At 37.5% G+C, this 22,245-nt stretch carries 19 protein-coding genes; 8 read left to right on the top strand and 11 right to left on the bottom strand.

Features of this window, described 5'->3' with window-relative positions; translation table 11 throughout:
* Positions 1 to 2 precede the first annotated feature (2 nt).
* The 6 genes from D569_RS22740 to pepT form a co-directional block, all read right to left on the bottom strand.
* The gene (locus tag D569_RS22740) at positions 3 to 1,115 is read right to left on the bottom strand and encodes a DUF4350 domain-containing protein (protein WP_018932100.1); all 1,113 of its coding nucleotides are present in this window, start codon (positions 1,113 to 1,115) and stop codon (positions 3 to 5) included.
* Positions 1,115 to 1,774 (bottom strand): DUF4129 domain-containing protein, encoded by a 660-nt coding sequence (locus tag D569_RS23615; RefSeq protein ID WP_018932099.1) that lies wholly within the window; start codon positions 1,772 to 1,774, stop codon positions 1,115 to 1,117. The genes D569_RS22740 and D569_RS23615 overlap by 1 nt, the downstream gene beginning before the upstream one ends.
* 12 nt (positions 1,775 to 1,786) lie before the next feature.
* Positions 1,787 to 2,695 (bottom strand): hypothetical protein, encoded by a 909-nt coding sequence (locus D569_RS0109070; RefSeq protein WP_018932098.1) that lies wholly within the window; start codon positions 2,693 to 2,695, stop codon positions 1,787 to 1,789.
* 128 nt (positions 2,696 to 2,823) lie between these two features.
* Positions 2,824 to 4,311, bottom strand: a complete 1,488-nt coding sequence (locus D569_RS0109065; RefSeq protein WP_018932097.1) for an MDR family MFS transporter — start codon at positions 4,309 to 4,311, stop codon at positions 2,824 to 2,826.
* Positions 4,312 to 5,127, bottom strand: a complete 816-nt coding sequence (locus D569_RS0109060; RefSeq protein ID WP_018932096.1) for a TetR/AcrR family transcriptional regulator — start codon at positions 5,125 to 5,127, stop codon at positions 4,312 to 4,314.
* Positions 5,128 to 5,251: 124 nt separating this feature from the next.
* Positions 5,252 to 6,484 carry a peptidase T gene (pepT, locus tag D569_RS0109055; RefSeq protein WP_018932095.1) on the bottom strand — a complete coding sequence of 411 codons (1,233 nt, stop codon included), beginning with the start codon at positions 6,482 to 6,484 and terminating at the stop codon, positions 5,252 to 5,254.
* 143 nt (positions 6,485 to 6,627) lie between these two features.
* On the opposite strand from pepT, the gene fni reads away from it, so the two are divergent.
* Both fni and D569_RS0109045 read left to right on the top strand, forming a co-directional pair.
* Positions 6,628 to 7,656 carry a type 2 isopentenyl-diphosphate Delta-isomerase gene (fni, locus tag D569_RS0109050; protein WP_018932094.1) on the top strand — a complete coding sequence of 343 codons (1,029 nt, stop codon included), beginning with the start codon at positions 6,628 to 6,630 and terminating at the stop codon, positions 7,654 to 7,656.
* Between the two features lie 12 nt (positions 7,657 to 7,668).
* A complete protein-coding gene (locus tag D569_RS0109045) occupies positions 7,669 to 8,652 on the top strand; it encodes an NAD(P)/FAD-dependent oxidoreductase (RefSeq protein ID WP_018932093.1) in 984 nt (327 codons plus the stop codon).
* Between the two features lie 10 nt (positions 8,653 to 8,662).
* On the opposite strand, the gene D569_RS0109040 is transcribed toward D569_RS0109045, so the two are convergent.
* Positions 8,663 to 9,190: a M15 family metallopeptidase gene (locus D569_RS0109040; RefSeq protein ID WP_018932092.1), complete on the bottom strand. Its 528-nt coding sequence runs from the start codon at positions 9,188 to 9,190 to the stop codon at positions 8,663 to 8,665.
* Between the two features lie 169 nt (positions 9,191 to 9,359).
* On the opposite strand from D569_RS0109040, the gene ilvD reads away from it, so the two are divergent.
* From ilvD to D569_RS0109010, 5 genes are all read left to right on the top strand, one after another.
* Entirely contained in the window at positions 9,360 to 11,051 is a 1,692-nt protein-coding gene (gene ilvD, locus D569_RS0109035) for a dihydroxy-acid dehydratase (RefSeq protein WP_018932091.1), read from the top strand.
* 512 nt (positions 11,052 to 11,563) lie between these two features.
* The gene (locus tag D569_RS0109025; RefSeq protein WP_018932089.1) at positions 11,564 to 12,643 is read left to right on the top strand and encodes an ABC transporter substrate-binding protein; all 1,080 of its coding nucleotides are present in this window, start codon (positions 11,564 to 11,566) and stop codon (positions 12,641 to 12,643) included.
* 99 nt (positions 12,644 to 12,742) lie between these two features.
* Positions 12,743 to 13,732, top strand: coding sequence for an ABC transporter permease (locus tag D569_RS0109020; RefSeq protein WP_033404842.1), 990 nt, complete (start codon positions 12,743 to 12,745; stop codon positions 13,730 to 13,732).
* On the top strand, positions 13,725 to 14,519 hold the full coding sequence (locus D569_RS0109015) for an ABC transporter ATP-binding protein (protein WP_018932087.1): 795 nt from the start codon (positions 13,725 to 13,727) through the stop codon (positions 14,517 to 14,519). Before D569_RS0109020 ends, D569_RS0109015 begins: the two co-directional genes overlap by 8 nt.
* Before the next feature lie 158 nt (positions 14,520 to 14,677).
* A complete protein-coding gene (locus tag D569_RS0109010) occupies positions 14,678 to 15,865 on the top strand; it encodes an aminotransferase-like domain-containing protein (RefSeq protein ID WP_018932086.1) in 1,188 nt (395 codons plus the stop codon).
* Positions 15,866 to 15,964: 99 nt separating this feature from the next.
* On the opposite strand, the gene D569_RS0109005 is transcribed toward D569_RS0109010, so the two are convergent.
* From D569_RS0109005 to ectA, 4 genes are all read right to left on the bottom strand, one after another.
* Positions 15,965 to 16,393, bottom strand: coding sequence for a YueI family protein (locus tag D569_RS0109005; RefSeq protein ID WP_018932085.1), 429 nt, complete (start codon positions 16,391 to 16,393; stop codon positions 15,965 to 15,967).
* 140 nt (positions 16,394 to 16,533) lie between these two features.
* Entirely contained in the window at positions 16,534 to 16,920 is a 387-nt protein-coding gene (locus D569_RS0109000) for an ectoine synthase (RefSeq protein WP_018932084.1), read from the bottom strand.
* Between the two features lie 47 nt (positions 16,921 to 16,967).
* The gene (gene ectB, locus D569_RS0108995) at positions 16,968 to 18,236 is read right to left on the bottom strand and encodes a diaminobutyrate--2-oxoglutarate transaminase (RefSeq protein ID WP_018932083.1); all 1,269 of its coding nucleotides are present in this window, start codon (positions 18,234 to 18,236) and stop codon (positions 16,968 to 16,970) included.
* 83 nt (positions 18,237 to 18,319) lie between these two features.
* A complete protein-coding gene (gene ectA, locus D569_RS0108990) occupies positions 18,320 to 18,832 on the bottom strand; it encodes a diaminobutyrate acetyltransferase (protein WP_083939019.1) in 513 nt (170 codons plus the stop codon).
* A gap of 869 nt (positions 18,833 to 19,701) precedes the next feature.
* Between ectA and D569_RS0108985 the strand changes: the two genes are divergently transcribed.
* Positions 19,702 to 21,384, top strand: a complete 1,683-nt coding sequence (locus tag D569_RS0108985; RefSeq protein WP_018932081.1) for a PucR family transcriptional regulator — start codon at positions 19,702 to 19,704, stop codon at positions 21,382 to 21,384.
* Positions 21,385 to 22,245 lie beyond the last annotated feature (861 nt).

Below are 22,245 nucleotides of genomic sequence, written 5' to 3'. Positions count from 1 at the left end.
CGTTACTCCACCTCTTCTCGTATTTTGTCTATTTTTGCAGACCAAGAAAGATACTCTTGTTTATTTAACGATTTTCTGGCTAAAATGGTTTCAATTCCTTGAGCAATATAATCTAATTCTTTGGTGGAAATAGCATCTGTTTTGCCTGCTATCCCAGCTAATCTTTCCGTCCAATTTTGCTGATAAGGTATACCATATCTTTCTCGAATAACTTCTTTTAGATAGTCAAGCTGGTATTCGAGCGATGCGTAATAATTTTTACCTTTTGCTTGCCAAATTGCGATCGCTCTTAACCGTTCATTACTTAAACGGACTGTTTCTTCTCGAACAGGGTAAATCGGTCCGAAGCGTTTACCTTGATTCCATAGGATAAAAATCGCCATGATGATACCTTGAATCAATAATACATAAGCCCAGCCTGGATATAATTCAAAATGAGATACAAGGCCACCTGTCTTCGTTAAACTATATTCATCAAAAATAACTGGTCCTGATTCTTTGAATGGGATCAGGTTAAATACTGCAGACGTGTGATCATGCTTGGTAATTTGATCATTTGTAAGCCAGGTTGGCTCTAAAAGTACAATTAAGGAACCTTCGCCAATATGCCGTTCGATCGCAAGTGCACCAGCATCATCCTCTAGCAGCACGTTGTCATCCTCGTTTGCCGCCAAACGGACAAAGCTGTTTTGGAGCACTTCCAGCTTTTCACCTTGATAGTCAGCTTCTGTTGTTTCTGACTCTGATCCGGTTAATGCATATTCTGTTTTCAGATTAAAGAGTCCATCCGGATTTTCTTTGGCGAGCACGATAGTATTACCCTGTCTTACATAATCGAGATAGTGATTTTCGGTTTGTTGATCTGTAAACACTGGTGGATTAACTAATACCCTTAATGTTTCTTTTGTCATCGTGGGAAGTGCTTCTTCTTGGGTAACATCATGCCCATTTTGTTCTAAATATGTATAAAGCGCCTTAAGTCCTGTTGGGGATGGCGACTCGACCAGATAAGGCGGATACTCTTCTGGTGTATTACTAGTCGAGAATACACTGACTACGATAAGCAAAAGAAAAAATAAGATTCCAAAGATCCAGCTTCTTTTTTTTCCAAACATTATCGTTCACCTATTTCTTTTGGGTCTGATTGCCGCAAAATGGAATCTATCCATTTACTCGTTTCGGCCTTGTACTTTCGATAATCATCTTCCGTGATGGATTGTTCACCATAGGTGACTTTCTCGAATAATAAGGCTAAATTGTAAAAGTCTACTGCTAGTGTTTTATTGCTTCGCTTCAGTTCATCGTAATAGTCCCAATTGGTTTTCCACTGATTTGCTTGTAAATAACCATACTCATCAAAGATTAACAACAACGCTAGAAATTGATGCCTTGTGGCACGGCGAAAATCAGCTTGTGTTTCAAAATCTTGGGCAGCGTGCAAATGTTCGTGATAGCTCCAAGCTAATTCATCATGCTTTACAACTGGCTGCTGATTGGATAGTTTTCTTTTTCTCACTGTGAACATGACCAAAGCGATCACACCAAATATCACTACAGATGAAACAATCAGTATAATGAGGATAATAATCAGGTTACCAGTTGTCGCAGAAGGTTCAAAGGAATCAAATAATAGAGCGAGAATGTCGCCGATCCAGTCTGATATACGATCCCATATTCTTTCTAAAAAACTGCGATTATCCTCATAATAGACTTGATATTCTTGCTTACTTAAAATGTCGTTTAACTGATCTTGCTCCGTTCGAAAAGATGACATTGCCGATCTCCTTTACGATTCTTCTGTCACTTCGTATTCTTTAATCATTTCCTGTAAGTCGGTACCTTCTTGCCTAACAGTAGCGTCAAAATACATAACAGCATAACCAACGGTAAACACGATTGAAGATATTAAGGAAATGATGTTGGTTAATAAATGTGCTAACACACTGTTTCCTAAAAAGATAAGTGGTAGTTGTAATATCCCGCTAATAATGGTTGTAATAATCAGAAGCACAATAAATAAGCCAAAGAATTTCCATGTTTGTTTCTTTGTCAGGCGCCAACTCTTCGATAATCCTGGTGCGACGTTGTTAAAGAGTACAGCGGGTAAGTATAAGCTCCACTTTGTTAAGAGTAAACCTACACCTATAAAGATACCTAAAGAAGAAAGCATTACAAACCCAAAAGTCAAAATAGGGTGTATGAACGAGAGAAAAACACTTATAAAACCAATTACAAAAAAACAAGGTAAGAGTATACCAAATGTGATAAGACCAAAAAGCATGGTGCTTCCCAGAAGCGGCCCATATCGTGGCAACGTTTTACTGATCATTTCTTTCGCAAATATGTCTTTCCCTTCTCTGGCGTTTTTGACTGCCCAAGTAATGGCACCTGCAAGAACCGGGATGGCAAACACCATTAGCAGATCTACGAACATGGAAATAAAGTCTTCTTGTAGGGTGGTGTTGACAACAGAGTCAGCACCTGTAACCAGTTGATCAACGAGACTTTGCCCTGGGTCACCGCTAATAATAAAATCACGTCCGCTTAACGCTAAAATAAAAGCTTGTAGCGCAAACAACGGTACCATTACTAAAAAGGTAATAGTAAATAAAGATTTAAAATTGGATTTGATAATACGAAACGTTTGATCTAAAATTTCGCCAAATCCTAATGGTTTTGTTATGTTGTCTTTCATTTCCAGTTATTCCTCCCTATATGTAATCATACATAGCCTATTTTAACATGATTTCCAATTGATGGGGGATAATTTAGAAAGGATTTGTAAAAAATAGGAGGATGAACCAATGTCATCCCCCCAAATCTTTAAGCTGCTTCCTTATTTGCTTGTTCTGTTTGTGTTTTTGTCTTTAAGAATAGTGATAAGCAGAGACCGATAATCGATAAGATCGTTGCGATCCAGAAAGCGGTATTGTAACCACTGATTGCTGCATTACTAGCAATTTGGTTCATTGCTTCTGCTTCTGATAAACCTTGTAATGCCGCTTGATCCGGCTGATAGTTGGTTGCAGCAGAAGTCATGACGGTAATCAATATTGCTGTTCCAATGGAAGCAGAAACTTGCTGCATCGTGTTTGCCATTGCTGTCCCGTGTGGATGCCATTCTGGTGGTAGCTGGTTTAACCCTGCAGTCATGACAGGCATCATCACTAATGAAAGGCCAAACATACGAATGGCATAGATCGTAACAAGGAAGCTATAGGCTGTATCCATTTCTAGACTCGTAAATAAGAAAGTCGTAATTGTTACAATGGTCATACCAATTGCTGCTAACCATTTCGCGCCAAACTTATCAAATAACATACCGGTTATAGGAGACATAACTCCCATTACAATCGCACCTGGGAATAGCATTAGTCCAGATTCTAAAGCGGTAAAACCTCTTGTGTTTTGCATGTATAAAGGCAACATGGTTTCAGCTCCAATGAGTGCCATCAGTACAATCATTGTAATGATTAAGGACAAGGAGAAAATCGAGTATTTAAATACACGAAATTCAAGCATTGGATGTTTTAATTTCATTTGACGGATAATAAACAAGGTAATGATTATTGCACCAGCTATAATAATTGCTACCGCTTGACCGTTAATTTGAGCACTGGCTTCACCACCTCCATGACCGCCACTGATGCTACTAAATCCATATAACAGACCACCGAATCCAAATGATGATAACAGAATTGAAAGAATATCAATCTTTGGATAGGTTTGTTCTGTTACATTTTTAACAAATATCGTAGCGATGATAATGGCAATAATTACAATTGGTAATACGACATAAAATAATCCTCTCCAAGAGAAATATTCGAGTAACCAACCAGAAAGTGTTGGTCCGATTGCAGGTGCAAAGGAAATAACAATCCCAGCCATCCCCATTGCAGCTCCACGTTTCTCTGGTGGGAATATTTTCAACATAACCGTCATCATTAGCGGTAACATGATACCGGATCCGGCAGCCTGAATGACCCTCGCTACTAATAGTAATTCAAATGCATGAGAAATCGATGCAATAAATGTACCTAATGCAAAGATACTCAAAGCGGTTATGAATAACTGTCTAGTCGTAAATCGTTCAATTAAGAAAGCCGATATTGGTATCATGACGCCATTGGTTAATAAGAAGGCAGTCGTTAACCATTGTACTTGGTTTTCTGCGATACCAAAATCCTCCATAATGCTTGGTAATGCAGTTGCTAGTAGAGTTTCATTTAATATCCCTACGAAAGCACCAACGAGCATTACAGCGACGATGGGTATCCTTTTTATTTCTGTTGAATTTACTTCTTGATTCATTTAATTACCCCCTTGTTTGCACAAAGGCTCTAGTCTTAATACGTTTGTATGAATCGTTTCTTCGCCTTTTAAATAGTGTAGTGATACTTCAGCGGTGATAGAATATGGTGAATGGTTATCGATTTCCTGTTCTATCTTTTTCACTACTTCTAAGAGTTTATCTTGATTAGGAAGCTTTTTTTGCTTAATTGCTGCTTTTAAATCTTTTAACACACTTTCAAATGTCTCGTTTTGCGTTTCGTGTAAAAAAGGATCCATGTCATGAAGGTTGTTAACAATACTGTCGATGTGATGACATATCCAATTACTTAATTGTTGGACGTCAAATTGGGTTTGTTGGATAAACATATATAACAAATACTCTTTCAGCATACCTTCTAAAATGACAACCATATCGGTAAGAAATGGTTTTATTTTATCTCCATAACACAGATAGAATATCTCTTTATGTTTCTGTGTTAGCGTAACATGTAGCTCATCCATTTTTTTATTTATTTGTGGATCCTTTTTTGGTTGAAACTCATTCAACATCACATGTATAAAAGGCTGGTGTTCCATCCATGCTGTCATCTCGTGTTGTATATACGCAGCTAAATTGTGATTTGTTTCATCTATTTGATGGGTACTGTTAATAATTTTGCTGTGATGTTCATCAATCATTTCCAGCATTAAATCCCGTTTAGAAGAAAAATAATTATAAAAACCGCCTTTAGAAATACCTGCCTTTTGTGCTATTTGCTGGACAGATGTTTCATTAAACCCATGATCTGAGAACAGTATTAAAGCTGTATTCATGATGTGCTGTTTAGTATCCAATTGATCACCTTCTGACTAAATGGTCACCATAATGACTTTTCGGTCACGAAAGCTATTGTATTAAATATCAAGTCTAGTGTCAACGTATAAAAATTAAATTTACAATAAAAAAACAATGCTATCATTAGCATTGTTTCGTGAATCGTTCAGCAATTTGTATAATCGTTTCGGTAGCCTTAACCATGTTATCGACGGAAATATATTCGTATTTTCCATGGAAGTTTTCACCACCGGTAAATATATTAGGAGTTGGTAATCCCATGAAGGAAAGTTGTGAACCATCTGTTCCACCACGAATTGGCTGGATTAAAGGATCGACATCGACATCTTTCATAGCTTCTGCTGCTATATCTACAATATATTTCACAGGTTCGATTTTTTCTGCCATATTATAGTACTGATCCTTCATTTCTAGCTGGATACAATCTTCACCATACTGACTTTGTAAATCCTTAACTATCGAAGTAACCCATTGTTTTTTCTTATTAAATTTATTTCGGTCATGATCGCGGATAATATAATATAACTTAGCTGTTTCTACATCCCCCTCGAATGAAAGTAGATGAAAAAAACCTTCATATCCTTCTGTATACTCTGGGGCTTGTTCCGCTGGTAATTGTGCTTGAATTTCCATTGCTATTTTGGTTGCATGAACCATCTTCCCTTTTGCTGTTCCCGGATGAACATTATTACCTTGCACAGTAATTTTTGCAGCGGCAGCATTAAAACTTTCGTATTGTAGTTCACCTAATGGGCCACCATCAATCGTATAAGCAAACTGAGCACCAAATCGATCTACATCAAATTTATGAGGACCACGCCCTATTTCCTCATCTGGCGTAAAAGCGACTCTGATTGTACCATGTGGAATGTCCGGGTTTGTTATAAGATATTCTAATGCGGTTATGATTTCGGCAATACCTGCTTTGTTGTCAGCGCCAAGCAATGTAGTACCATCTGTTGTTATTAAAGTGTGTCCACTGTAGTTCGCCAATGAAGGATATTCATCTGGTGACAGGACAATATTTTTCTCTTTGTTTAATAGAATATCTTTGCCATTATACTGTTCGACTACTTGAGGTTTTACTTCTTTACCGGTAAAGTCTGTTGCTGTATCAACATGGGCAAGAAAGCCGATTACTGGTACGTCTTTATCAACGTTACTCGGAAGTGTCGCCATCACATAACCATTTTTATCAACTGTTACATCATGCATGCCAATAGCTTTTAATTCTTCTACTAGCAAATGTGCCAGTTCCCATTGGCCATCTGTTGAGGGGCAGTCCGGGTTACTTTCATCTGATTGTGTATCGATTTGTACATATGTACTTAATCTTTCTATAAGTTGCTGTTTCATGTTAAGTCCTCCATTTCAGTTGCGATATGTATAGTTTTACCATTAATCATATCATACTAATGGTGAAAGAGTATCAACGAGAGATTTTAAATAGATTTATGTATACTAGTATTAATAATTATTTATATAAAGGGAGTCAGTATATGTCTGATAAAATCCACAAACGGAAAAGTGAGCATATAGCATTAAGTTTGAAAGAAGAGGCATTAGGAGAAGGAATAACAAATGGCTTCGATCTATATCGTTTTCAGCACAACGCATTACCTGAAATCGATTTTGAAGCGATTGATATCTCATCGACATTTTTTGATCAACACTTACGGACGCCTTTTTTGATTAGTTCGATGACTGGTGGAGCAGAAATGGCCGAGAAGATTAATCGAAATCTTGCGATCGCGGCAGAACAACAAGGTTGGGTCTTTGCTTTAGGCTCAACAAGGGTGATGTTAGAAAGCGAAAAGTTCCGTCAATCTTTTCAAGTTAGAGAATATGCACCGAATACACCGATTATAGCAAATCTAGGAGCAGTACAGCTGAATTATGGTGTGACAGTTGATCAGGTTAAACAGATTGTGGAGTGGACAGATGCCAATGCGTTGGTCCTTCATTTAAATACAATTCAAGAAGTGATTCAATCCGGAGGCGATACGAATTTCAGTAATTTGTTGCCTAAAATCGAGAACTTAATTCAGTCGTTAGCTGTTCCGGTAGGGGTAAAAGAAGTAGGATTTGGGATTGATGGAAAAACAGCAAAACGATTAATCGATATCGGTGCTTCCTTTATTGATGTCGCTGGAGCAGGTGGTACATCTTGGAGTCAAGTAGAGAAATTGCGTTCTAAAGAAAAATTTAAGAAACAGGCGGCAGAAGCTTTTGCAAGCTGGGGAAATTCCACTGCAGTTTGTTTAGAAGAGGTTTCCGGTATAATGCCGGAAAAAAACATCATTGCCAGTGGTGGTATTCGTAACGGTCTCCATGCCGCTAAAGCGATTGCATTAGGTGCCGATTATGTAGGTTTCGCTAGGTCAATTTTAAAAGAAGCGGTTGATTCTGCTGAGAATGTGATAGAATGGATGCAAGTTCGCGAGTTAGAATTGCAGATGGTCATGTTTGGTGTAGGTGCTGTAAACTTAACGGCATTACAATCTACTGACCGATTATATAAAAGATAGAGGTGTATAGCGATGGGGGATGATGAATTGTTTGATATCACCATTATTGGTGGTGGCACAACAGGTCTTTTTGCTACGTATTATGCGACCATGCGTAATATGAAAGTTAAATTGTTAGAGTCACAATCTCAATTTGGCGGCAAAGTAATGCAATTTTTTCCGGAAAAATTAATCTATGATGTCGGTGGATATCCTGATATATCAGGCGAAGATTTAGTGAAGCAAATGATTGCTCAAGCTAACCGGCATCAACCTGAGATGTTAAGCAATAGATGGGTCGAGTCTATCGAGCAAAAATCGGATCATTTTATCTTAAATACGAGTGACGGAGAGCAACATTTTACGAAAGTGGTGTTGCTTGCAACAGGCTCCGGAACATTCCATACAAAAATGCCAGATAATTGGGATGCGTTACCTTTTCCCGAATTTCGCAAGCATGTGGCTACTAACTTGATGAACCGGGAAAAGTACCATCAAAAAAATGTCGTTATTACTGCTAATAATAAGGTAGGAGTAGGCTGGGCATTGTATCTTAAGGATCATGCGAAATCTGTCACGGTAGTGAATCCAGATTCCAAATTCCATCAAGTAAAAGAAGAAGATGTAGAGCAATTACGAAATAGTTCCATTCCAATTCATATGGAATCCCACATAACGAATTTTGATGTGAAGGAAAATCAACTGCAATCCGTGGAGATCAATGAAACTATTACCGTTGAAACTGACGCGTTGCTTACTTATCACGGTCTTGAATTACAGGCAACTCCGCTTGATAACTGGGGAGTTGCGACATATAAAGGGCGTATTTTGGTTAAAGGTGACATGGCAACTAATATACCCGGCATTTTTGCCGCAGGTGATATTGTCCAATATGAAGGGAAAACAAATTTGATTGCATCGGGCTATTCGGAAGCAATTACGGCTGTGAATAAAGCACATCTATTTATCGATCCACGTGCTACTGAACAATTGTATAGTACGGTTATTTACCGTTGATAGAAGGGGGCTAATCGATCACATCTTCAGGTCGTTTCCCCCATTTTAATTCCCTGATGCTTAGACCAAAGTCCATTTGCAAGTGAGGATAATCTTTAAAACGGGTAAAATCACCACCCCAGGAAAAACCTAATTCTTTAGCGATTTCGACCACCTCGTTCCAATCGCTTTTTCCATTTTGGTTGCCGTCATATTCTAAATCCCAAATAACATTATCATCATTTGTTAGCAAGGCAAAATCGATCGCAAGTCCATAATTATGATAGGATTCCCCTCCTTTAGCATAGGTAACAATGTTTCCATCTGTTTCCCTTCCTTGCTGATAGATTGCATCCTGTTCTTCGACAGAGCGAAAACCGTCCGTAATGATAACGCTAATCCCGATTTCCTCTGCTTGCTTTACCAGTTCTTCCTTCTTTTCTTCCACGATTGGATGTAGTTCTGTCGGGATTGGTCGATTGCTGTATTTCTGAAACAGAAAAATGAAGTAACCAATGCCAATAATAAACAAAAAGACTAAAATTGTGCGAATTTTCATTTTTTTCTCCTCTATTTTAAAGTCCGAATTATTCCGTATTTCATAAATATATGATACTATATCATTATTGAGATGTAGAGACACCAATTCTCAAACTAAAGTTTACAGAAAATTATAAATTGAAAGAATTCTAGTATTTCTAGAAAATATAGTGGGGAGGCATTTTGGAATGGGGAAGGACTTACGTATCAAAAGTAATGTATTTGATGATGCAAAACGTGCTCCGAACCGTGCGATGTTACGTGCTGTTGGGGTAACAGATGAAGATTTTAAAAAGCCAATGATTGGTGTAGCAAGTACATGGAGTGAGGTAACACCATGTAATATCCACTTAGATGACTTAGCGATCCAGGCTAAGGATGGCGCTCGCGAAGCTGGTGGTGTTCCGTTAATTTTTAATACAATCACAGTATCTGATGGTATTTCGATGGGTACGTCGGGAATGCGTTATTCCCTTCCAAGTCGTGATGTAATTGCAGACTCGATTGAAACAGTAGTAGGAGCAGAGAACCTAGATGGTTACGTGGCAATTGGTGGTTGTGATAAGAACATCCCTGGTTGTTTAATTTCGATTGCTCGTTCTGATGTACCAGCTGTTTTTGTTTATGGTGGAACGATTGCGCCAGGATACCGTAAAGGGGAAAAGTTAGATATTGTGTCTGTTTTTGAAGGGGTAGGTAAACACAATAACGGTGATATTGATGATGAAGAATTGCGAGGAATTGAATGTCATGCATGCCCAGGTGCAGGTTCTTGTGGTGGTATGTATACAGCAAATACTATGGCGACGGCTGTAGAAGCACTAGGTATGAGTTTACCTGGAAGCTCTTCTAACCCAGCGGAATCTCCTGAGAAATTTGAAGATTGTCGTAAAGCAGGAGAAGCTGTTTACCATTTGTTAGAGAAAGGTATTTATCCGAAAGATATTTTAACGAAGAAAGCATTCGAAAATGCAATCACTGCTGTTATGGCTTTAGGTGGATCTACTAACGCGATCCTTCACTTATTAGCGATTGCTAATGCAGCAGAAGTAGATCTGAAAATTGATGACTTTAATCGTATCCAAGAAAAAGTACCACACTTAGCAGACTTGAAGCCAAGTGGTAAATATGTAATGGAAGACTTACATAAAATTGGTGGAGTTCCGGCTGTAATGCGTCTATTATTAGATAATGGATTCTTACATGGCGACTGTTTAACTGTTACTGGTAAGACGATCGCAGAAAATTATGCGGATGCACCAATTCTATCTGATGACCAAGATATTATTCATCCATTAAGTGATCCATATCGTGCAGATGGACCATTAATCGTATTAAAAGGTAATCTTTCACCGAGCGGTGCGGTTGCAAAGGTATCTGGTGTAAAAGTAAAACGTCACACAGGTCCTGCACGTGTGTTTAATAATGAAGACGAAGCAACAAACGCAGTAATGAATAACGAGATCAAAGAAGGAGATGTTCTAGTTATTCGTTATGTAGGGCCAAAAGGTGGACCAGGTATGCCGGAAATGCTTTCTATTTCTGCAATCTTAGTTGGCAAAGGCTTAGGCCAAAAAGTAGCGTTATTAACAGATGGTCGATTCTCTGGTGGTACACATGGTCTCGTAGTAGGACATATTGCACCGGAAGCACAATCAGGTGGACCAATTGCTTTCTTAGAAGAAGGAGATATGGTTACCATTGATTCAGAACAAAAAGAAATTTCAATGGATGTTTCGGACGAAGAATTAGCGAAACGTCGTGCAAACTGGAAAGCACCAGAGCTATACAAACGAGGTGTGTTAGGAAAGTACGCGCACAACGTTTCCTGCTCATCACAAGGTGCCGTAACAGACTTTATCAATCGTACAGATCAATAAGGAAGATAGTGGTCAAAACACGCGTTTCATCATGGATGAGACGCGTGTTTTTTAGTGTCTTTTTGAATGAAGGGCAAAAAAGCACCTGAGTTGGAAAAAGTGTCCATCATAAGTGAGATGAAGGACAAAAAAAGAGGGAGATACAAGAAAAGTGTCCATCATAAGCTTGATGAAGGACAAAAAAGAGGGAGATACAAGAAAAGTGTCCATCATATGCGTAATGAAGGACAAAGAAATTGTGTTTAATCAATCTATCACTAGAGAAACATAGAGTACATATAGATGTTTGTCTACTCTATTTCACAAATTAGGAGATTTAATGGGGACTTTCACTAGTAATGATGCTTTTAAAAAGAAAGTAGCTAATCTATCGACTCGAAGTTGCACACAAGCACAACGCCAGTAATAGATTAATTGTAAATATGCTATACCTAAGCTGTCGAATCTGTGCTATAATGTATCTTAAAAGTTTGAAAATTCTAAATTCAAAGAAAATGGGGGAAAAGGGGATCATGAAGAAAAACTTGCTTTTATTATTAATTATTGCTTTCTTCAGTGTTCTTGTTCTTGCAGCATGTGGTACGAGTAACGAAACGGATAACACAAATGGTGGGTCTGGATCAGATGCTGAAGAAACTGAGGAAAATACAGAAGAAACAGAAGGGGAAGAGGAAGAGGCAGCTTCTGACGATGAAGTATATCAAATTGGTGCAACACAAATTGTAGAGCATCCATCATTAGATGCGGCATATGAAGGTTTTCAAGATGCGATTGCAGATGCTGGTTTAGAAGTAGAATACGACTTTCAATCAGCACAAAATGATCAAAATAATGCAACAACAATTGCAAATAACTTTGTAGCGGATGGTGTAGATTTAATATTTGCCAATTCTACTCCGAGTGCGCAAAGTGCGTTACAAGCGACAAGTGATATTCCGATTTTATTCACGTCGGTAACAGACGCTGTAGAAAGTGGTCTTGTAGAATCTTTAGACCAACCAGGGGATAATATAACGGGTGTGCTAGACTTACATCCAGATTCTGTTACAAGAACGGTAGAATTTATTGATAATTATTTTGAAGGAGCTACAATTGGGCTTGTTTATAGTGCAGGAGAAGCAAATTCTGTTGCTCAAATTGAAGCTGTAAATGAGGCGGTAGAAGGAACAAGCTTATCTACAACTGAAGCTACTGTCGGTAATTCATCTGAAGTACAGCAAGCAACCAATTCCTTAGTTGGTGATGCAGATGTATTCTTCATTATTACGGACAATACAGTTGTCTCCGCATTAGAAACGGTTGTGGCAGTAGCAGAAGAACAAGATATTCCATTAATTGTAGGTGAACCTGATTCTGTACAGCGTGGTGGTTTTGCAACGTTTGGTATTGATTACCACACAATTGGCTACCGCACCGGTGAAATGGCGGTAGAAGTGTTAACCGGTGACAAAACAACAGCAGATATCCCTGTAGAAGTACCACCAAGCATGCAGCTGTTTATTAACAAAGAAGCAGCAGAAGCACAAGGTGTGGAATGGAACGAAGACTGGGATGAAGATGCAGAATTTTTAGAAACGACAGAAGAAGAATAAATATCTGAAGGAAACCTCGACATTGCTGATGAATGATAGGTGTCGAGGTTTTCTATCAAGTTTGGCAGAAGGATAGAAAGGAAGAGTAGTATGGATGGCATCTTAATTTCCTTATTCAGCGCAGTAGAATCTGGTACGATTTATGCGTTGATGGCATTGGGCGTTTATCTTTCATTTCGTATTTTAGATTTCCCGGATTTAACAGTGGATGGCAGTTTTGTAACAGGTGGAGCGGTTGCAGCGATTTCGATTGTTAATGGTGTGCCGCCCGTATTAGCAACATTTTATGCCGCTATTGCTGGATTTTTGGCAGGAGTTATCACAGGAATTTTAAATACGAAAGGGAAGATTAACCCTTTATTATCCGGTATCTTAATGATGATTGCCTTGTATTCTATTAATCTTAGAATCATGGATAAACCGAATGTCGCTTTACTAAATGAACCGACAATGTTTAATCAAATTGAAGGTTTTTGGGCATCTTTAGGTATTGACAACTTTTTAAATGGTATATTTACCTTGGCTGGTTCGGAGCGTGTACCAGGCACTTGGGCAATACTCATTATTATGGTTATTATTACATTAATCATAAAATTTTTAACCGATTATTTCTTAAAAACAGAAGTAGGACTCGCTTTACGTGCAACTGGTGATAATGAAAGAATGATCAGAAGTTTTTCTGCAAACACTGATATTCTAACAATTGTTGGTTTAGGTATTTCTAATGCATTAGTTGCGTTATCTGGTGCTTTTATTGCACAATATGGTGGTTTTTCAGATGTTAATATGGGAATTGGGATGATCGTCATCGGTCTTGCATCTGTTATTATAGGGGAAGCATTATTTGGAACAAAAACAATCGCCCGTACAACACTAGCGGTTATTGGTGGGGCCATTGCATATCGAATAGTGCTGACCTTCGCTTTAAAGTTTAAATTTTTAGAAACGGGTGATGCGAAATTAATTACGGCAGTTATTGTTATTGTTGCACTTGTCGCACCAAAGATTATCGCCACCCAAAAAGAAGCAAAACGAAAACGAAAAAAAAGGGCAATGCTAGCCAGTGGAGAGGGGGCTAACAATGCTTAGCATGCAAGATATTGCGATTACTTTTAATGAAGGTACATTGGATGAAAAGAAAGCTCTACAAGATATTAACCTTGAGATGAAAAAGGGTGATTTTGTTACCGTCATCGGGAGTAATGGGGCCGGAAAATCAACATTAATGAACATGATTTCCGGATCATTAAAGCCAGACATCGGGACGGTAAAAATTAATGATAAAAATGTAACCATGCTTCCTGAATATAAACGCTCCCAGTTTATAGGGCGAGTTTTTCAAGACCCGATGGCAGGAACGGCACCTACGATGACAATTGAAGAGAACCTTGCGATGGCTTATGCGAGAAACAAAAAACGAACTTTGAAAATTGGAGTCAGCAAAAAACGAAAGGCTTTATTTAAAGAGTATTTAGAAACTCTTCACCTAGGGCTTGAAAGTCGATTGAACGCCAAAGTCGGAATGCTTTCTGGTGGAGAGCGCCAGGCACTTTCGTTATTAATGGCAACTTTTACAGAGCCGAATATATTGCTGTTAGATGAGCATACTGCAGCATTAGATCCATCAAGAGCTGAATTGATTACTAATCTGACTGGTGAGGTAGTGGAACAGTTTGGCTTAACCACTTTAATGGTTACCCATAATATGCAGCAAGCGTTAGATTTAGGCAACCGTCTGATTATGATGGATAAGGGACAAATTATTTTAGAAGTATCTGGTGAAGAGAAACAAAAACTTACCATCGAAAAATTACTACACGAATTCCAACGAATCCGCGGTACACAAATGGAGAATGACCGAGCTATATTAGGTTAAAGTAAGGACAGTTACTTTTAGTAGAGAGTAGCTGTCTTTTCTAACACGCTAAGAAAGTATAAAATGAAAATGTACAAAGTATACGAAATAAATTGCATAACAGACACACTTTGATTTAAAATGAAAACTCCTTATATGATAGAAAGAAGGGATCATGAATGAAATATGGTTTTTCAGACCGAGTAAAATATTTGAAATCATCAGCAGTGCGAGATATCTTAAAGGTTATTAATCAAGGGAATATTATCTCGTTTGCAGGAGGATTACCGGAAGAAGATTTATTCCCGGTAAAAGCTGTTGACGAGGCTTTTCATAAAGCAATTACGACAAATAAAAAAGCATTACAATATGGTGAAACAGAAGGAGTACCACAGTTAAGGGAACTATTAGCAGATCGTATGAAGCAGAAAGGGCTACACCGATCAGCTGATAATATTTTGATTACTTCAGGTAGTCAACAGGCAATTGATTTGTTTTCACGAGTAATGTTCAATAAAGGGGATGTCATCTTAACAGAAAATCCAACATATTTAGCTGCATTGCAAGTATTCGAATCGTATGAAACAAAAGTGGTGGCAGTTGATTCAGATGATGACGGCATGGTTTTAGCTGATCTAGAGGAGAAAATTAATCAGTATAAACCAAAATGCATCTATGTCGTACCAACCTATTCCAATCCTACTGGAAAAGTATGGTCACTAAAAAGACGAGAAAGACTGCTGGAACTGGCTAATAAATATCATGTTGTTATTTTTGAAGATGATCCTTATGGAGAATTACAATTTGATGAAAGTGAAACACCTCCATCTATCGCTTCATTAGATGAGAATGGACTAGTATTATACACGAGTACTTTTTCTAAAACGGTTGTCCCTGCTGTTCGTATTGGTTGGATTGTTGGCCCACACCAAATTATTCGAATTATGGCCCAAGCTAAGCAGGCAACAGATCTTCATACCAATTCTATTGGTCAGCATGCATTAGTACATTTATTACAAGACTTTGATATTGATGAGCACATTCAAACGATTAGAAAAACTTATTATGAACGAATGTTAGTGATGAAACGGCTATTAGAGAAAGCCAACATTGAAGGGCTTGAATATATTGTTCCGAAAGGTGGTATGTTTTTCTGGGTGAAGCTGCCGAAAGAACTGAACACAACAGCGTTATTAGAGGAAGCAGTAAAAGAAGGAGTAGCATTTGTGCCTGGAGCACCTTTCTATGTATCAGATCCAGAACAAAATACACTACGATTAAATTTCACAAACTCAGAACCAGCACTAATAGAAGAAGGCATGAAACGTTTTGTGAAAGTATTAGAATCAACTTATATCAATAAGTAAATATGTATCAGAGGAAAGGTGCGAGTTTTTAAGTGTCTTTCCTCTGCATTAAATAAAGGGATATTTAAATCAGTAGGGCAATTTACCGACTTTTTATCATTATAGGCCAAGGAGCCGCTGCCACCAAGATTTCTTCTCGATTTCTTTCTCCGCTTGTTCTTCCTCAGTTAATAAAATCTCTTCCTTATCTACAGCAGTCTTAGCTGCTAATATGAGGCCATAATCACTGTCAGCTTCCCGGTTTGATACATAAGTATGAGGAATACCAAGTTTCTCAGCCAGTTCACGGTAAGGTTTAAAGAAACGTAAGCTCATATTATTATTCATCAACAGTGTAGTACCAGGAAATTGACGGATTTGTTCCTCCAATTGAGAAAGTCCTTTTTCGCCACGAACTTGTGCCTTGGATAACGCTAATACTACCCTTTCACGGTAAGTCCCTAAATATTTTCTTTTTTCATCAGGGTTAATTTCCTTTGCGCCATAAATTCCTTCTTGTAAATAATCTTCTATTTCTTTTTTTCCCATTTTCAACACCTCATCTATAGTATATACAAAAAAGTAAAAGCTCCCCAAGGAAAAGGGGAGCTTTTGGATAAGAAAAATTTGAACTATAGGAATGTCTTAACAACTGTTAGAAAAGAGGGATAGTTTTTCTAGCAGATTAATTAATCTTCGTCTACTGGATATACGCCGTTTTCGTCGTGTACTTCTTTTCCTGATAGCGGTGGGTTGAATACACAAACCATGCGCATATCTGTTTTGGCACGAAGTAAATGTTCGTCATTTTCATCAAGTGCATATAGTGTATCTTTTTTAATTGGCCATACTTTATTATCACTTAATGTTACCACTTCGCCTTCACCTTCAATACAGTAAACAGATTCAAGGTGATTTTTGTACCAAATATGAGTTTCTGTACCTGCTTTAATGATGGTATCATTGACAGAATAACCCATTCCGTCTTTTTTCATAATGAGACGACGGCTAACCCAGTTACCTCCGTCAACATCATATTCAGTTCCTAGTATGTCTTCTAGCTTTACTACTTTCATAAAATATATTGCCTCCTGTATTGTCTGTTATATTTGAAAACCGTAACTTAGTTAGTAACGGGATCCTTAACTAAACCTTTTACACTTTGCTCAATAATATCTAGACCTTTTTGTAGCTCATCTTTTGGAATATTTAATGGTGGGAACAGCTTGAATACTTCATCATTTGGTCCCGCTGTTTCCATAATTAAACCTAATTCAAAGCAACGAGCTGTTACTTTCTCAGCAAGTCCTTCCACTTCTGAAGCAATCCCTACCATAAATCCACGGCCACGAACTTCCCCTTTAATTTCAGGATAGTCTGAAACTATTTTTTCTAGGAAATTGTAGATTATTTCAGATTTTTCGTGGATTTCTTTTTCAAATGAATCATCTTTCCAATAGTCAAGTGCTGCTGTCGCCGTTACAAATGCATGGTTATTACCACGGAAAGTACCGTTGTGTTCACCTGGTTTCCAAATATCCAATTCAGGCTTGATCAACGTTACAGCAAGTGGTAAACCATAACCACTTAATGATTTAGATAAACAGATAATATCTGGTTTAATACCGGCAGCTTCGAAACTGAAGAATGAACCGGTACGACCGATACCTGCTTGCACATCATCAATGATTAGTAAAATGCCCCAACGACGGCATATTTCTTCAATTTGTTTTAACCATTCAAAGCGTGCAGCGTTAATACCACCTTCACCTTGAACCGTTTCCACGATCATTGCGGCTGGAATTGCAACTCCACTACCGCTATCTTCTAAGAATCTTTCTAAATAAACGACAGTATCATGATCAACATAGTTATCATAAGCCATCGTTACAGTGTTTTGTAGTGGAATACCTGCACCTTGGCGTTTCATAGAGTTACCAGTTACAGATAGGGAACCGATCGTCATACCGTGGAATCCACCTGTAAAGCTGATAATATCGGTACGACCTGTTACTTTACGCGCTAATTTCAAGGCGCTTTCAACTGTGTTTGTTCCTGTTGGTCCAGGGAACATTACTTTATAATCAAGATCACGTGGTTTCAAAATCACGTCATCAAACTTCTGTAGAAAATCAGCTTTTGCTGTAGAAGCCATATCTAAAGAGTGAGTAATCCCATCACTTGTGATGTATTCGATTAATTTTTCTTTCATATGATCATCATTATGTCCATAGTTAAGTGCACCTGCACCGGAGAAGAAATCTAGATACTCTTTTCCATCCTCGTCCCACATTTTGTGCTTCTTCGCCTTTGTAAATACAGTTGGGAAGTTACGAACATAACTACGTACTACTGACTCATGATGATTGATAATATCAATATTTTTACTCATCTTTTAAGTTCCTCCTAAATGGTTTTATATATCGAATATTTCCGTACTTTCTAATTCTGAAAATACGAAATATTACGACAATATTACTTGTTAATTGGCCCGACAATAAACTTTAATTCTTCGTCGTGTTCATCACCAGGGAAAACATCCTCGGTAAAAAACTCGCTTGAAGTTATTTCTGTATTAAAGTCACGAGCTAGTTTCTGGAATAGAGATTGCGATGCCTTATTATCTGGTGTAATAGTTGCTTCGACAAACTTGACTGTTTCACATGCCTCACTTGTTAATAAGTAATGCAACATCCTCGATGCAATACCCTTACCTCGTTGTGATGCATCAACACCGATTTGCCAAACAAATATAGCATCTGGTTTTTTTGGAGGGATAAATGCGGTAATAAAGCCAACCACTTGGTTATTTTCTTTTGCTACGACACAAGTATCACTAAAATACTCACTCATTAAAAGGTATTTGTAGGGAGAATTTGTGTCTAATGTAGATTTTGATACTAATTCCCACATAGATGCTCCATCATTTTTTGTTGGTTTGGAGAATACAACGTCTAGTGTTGGAGCTTGATTCTGTAAGTTATTAATAACAATTTACTCCTTTCTTATTTGGCAATCATTTATTTACGCAAAATGATACATTCAATATAATAAAGGGAATTGGAATATTCCGCAAATCGCTTATAGCTTGATTAAACTTTATAAATCTTCTTTTATTAACTTGAGCTTCATTCAATTGGAATAACTTTATAAATCCTCCAATATTGTCATCTATTCTTACAAATGAGCAAAATTTGATTAAAGTATCAAAGTTTTCTGTTTATTTATTCCCGCTTTTTTTAAAACCAAACATAATTTTTATGAAATTTTGCTCAATAGACTATACCTAAACATTTTGATCTTTTTATCCAAAAATACCAGACGTGAATGTAGCTTCATATTCCTTCAGAGCAGTGAATGAAAAGGCATATTGTACGTAGCGTAAGCGTAAAATTATATATCAGCTTCTTTACCCCTTTTATTTTGAGAACTCATCATAACTACTATCCTTTATCACGAGTTTCCGTCTAAATAGCTAATTTAATGACGCAGATAGAGATTCATATTCTGGCCATTGTAGTGACTGGCTACAATTTCGCCAAAGTCGCTCCAATTGGTATTTGATTCGTCACGTTTCCCCGCTGTACGTTCATAGATCCGATCTGCTATATTAGTCATAAAGAAAGTACGAGGTCGCAACCTGTAGCGCAAGGTTCAGTCAGAAAATGAACAGGTGGATCGAAGCGAGTGAGCTTCATAAACGTACGAACGGATAAGTCTCTGAGCTCGTCCTAGACAAATTTCTATATCCGTGGTGGCTAAGCTAGACAGCTTCAACTTTAAGGTGAAAATGTCTCTTTTTTAAGCACTCATGTTTAGGTGATGATGAACTTTTGATGCAAAAAGAGGTGAGTGATATGAGTTTAACGGTAAATACTATTATGCAATTGCCGGTGATGGAAGGTTGTGAAGTAAAGGCAGGTAAGCATGCTTTAGAGCAAAAGCAGATTGAATGGGTTTCGGTTATTGAGCTTCCTGTTGAAAACTTTGTCAGAAAGAATGAGTTTGTTTTAAGTACCGGTATAGGATGCGAAGATAATCCTAATTTATTAGAATCTTTTGTGCAAGATGTCATTCAATCAAGGGCATCTGTTTTAGGTTTTGCTACAGGACGATATATTTATAGTATCCCTGATCGAATTTTGAAAAAGGCTAATCAAAATGATTTAATCATTATTGATGTTCCTTGGGAAGTTCGTTTTACGGATATTTGGCAATCTGTGATGGATAAAATTACAGAAGTAAAACAAAAAGAACTTCAAAAGGTGGAAGATGCCAGACAAGAATTAATTAATTGTGTCCTAAAAGATAAAGGATTAGAAGATATTGCACACACTTTATATAAGCATATTAAAATTCCTGTTGCCATCACAGATGCTGAAAAAAGGTGGAGAGCATATAAATTTTTTAATAAAGATATATTAGAAAGCTATCGCCTCGAAGTTCAAGAAAGTCATTTACAACCAATACCACTATCTGATATTAAATTTCAAGAACATCCACTATATTATCATATGAAAGAATACAGGTTTTATAAAGAACGTTTTTTTCAGTTGCAAATTCTCAACAACCATAAAGTCCAAGGGTACATTGTATTTCAACCGCGCGATAATAAAGAGCTAACTTGGTCTGTAATGAATGTGTTAGAGCATGCTGTAACAGCCTGTGCGCTATACTTTGTGAAAGAGAATGCCATTGAGTTAACCGAAATACGATTAAAGGATAATTTTGTGTTAAATTTAGCTAAAAATAAAATGCAAGTAGATCATCAATTATTAACAAAAGCACATTTATTAAACTATGATCTAAATCTTCCTTATGTTTGTATTGTCGGAGAAATTAGCCATAAAGAGTTAGGATCAGATAAGCATGATACTTTAGATAATCCGTATCATTCATCATTAAGAAGCTTTAATTATTATATTCAGAAGGAAATCACCTATGCAGGTCAACTATTTGAGCGTAAAACAATGACTACCTTTGAAAAAGGGGAAGTAATTCTATATTTGCAAGCGGAGGATTCATCTTACCATGATGTAGCCAACCAGTTTTTAGATACGATTGAACGACGATTAAGCCAATTACTTTCGGATATTGATATTTCTTGGGGAATTGCACTTCAAAAAGAAAGTACGTACCCCTTTTATGAAAGCTATGAAAAGGCAAAAACGGCTCTAGAAATCGGACTGCTGCATGATGGTCCTGGTAATAGAACTTTTTATAGTGATACAAGAATTAATCGGCTGTTAATGACAATATCTCAAGAAGAAAATATTCGCGAGATTGTAAAAGATACATTGAAGCCATTGTTAGAATACGATAAAAAGAGACAGACAGACCTGATTTTTACCTTTAAGACATACAACAAATATAAAGGGAATGTTAGTCAAACTGCTAGAGAATTAAATTTACATCGTCAATCGTTATTGCATCGGTTGCGAAAAATAGAGTCTCTGACGCACTTATCCTTAATTGATGCTGATGATTCCTTTTTATTAGAGTTAAGTGTCCGCTTATGGATGCTGAATAAAATAAAATGATGGGATGATGAGTCTGAGCCATAACAACTATTACCCGATTAAGGGAAGCTCTAACTTTGTCTTAATTTTGAAATGAATAGAGTGCTAAACTGTCGCTTCGGCTGACCGTTTCGCTTTCCGGGGAGCATGCTCTTCAGCTAACTTTGAAAAGAAAGGCACTTTTCAAAGTGGATCTTCAGATCATGCTAATCCCCCAGGAGTCGAAAACGGTCGGCCTTCGCTAGTTTCATATGTTACAACGAGAGTAAGAGATAGCATGATGATCTTATCTTCCAGTAGAAAGTTTTGCTTTCATCAGAATAAGAAACAATATATTAACTGTTACAAACATTGTAGGGTGTTCCTTTAGCAAACGCCGTCCGCTTCAACTCCTGCGGGATGTTTTTCCTCGAAGATCCACTTTGGTAAGCGATCTTTGCTTACCGAAGTTAGCTGAGGGGAAAAACCCGTGGAAAGGGAAGCGGACAGCCGGAGCGAGTGTTAAGCAGAACATTCATGTCAAAATGACCATTAAGCAAGTTACTGAGCACTACCATTTACAACATTGTTAAACGTCTGTAAAACCCCACTTCAAGCTTCAAGTAACCCGTAGTTTCACTTTTTAATGGCAAAGATTCCGAACGAATAGACGAATTCTGTGATCAGAATTTGTTATCGTTCGGAATTTATTGTTTTTAACCACTTTAGCCTCAGCGGCTCTTTTTTTATGTGAAAATTGGACATTATATCTTATAATTCGGGTGTTTATGCATGTTGTATGACAGAAATGGAAAAACTTCATACAATCTGAACATTACATTTCAACTAGCTGTTTAATAAGATAAAGGTAAGAAACGAAAGAATATTTTTAGGGTGGAGGGG

It is taken from the genome of Gracilibacillus lacisalsi DSM 19029 (genome assembly GCF_000377765.1).
Taxonomy (GTDB): Bacteria; Bacillota; Bacilli; order Bacillales; family Amphibacillaceae; genus Gracilibacillus; species Gracilibacillus lacisalsi.
Note: the sequence above shows the minus strand (reverse complement) of the source record. Positions and strands in the feature narration are given on the sequence as shown.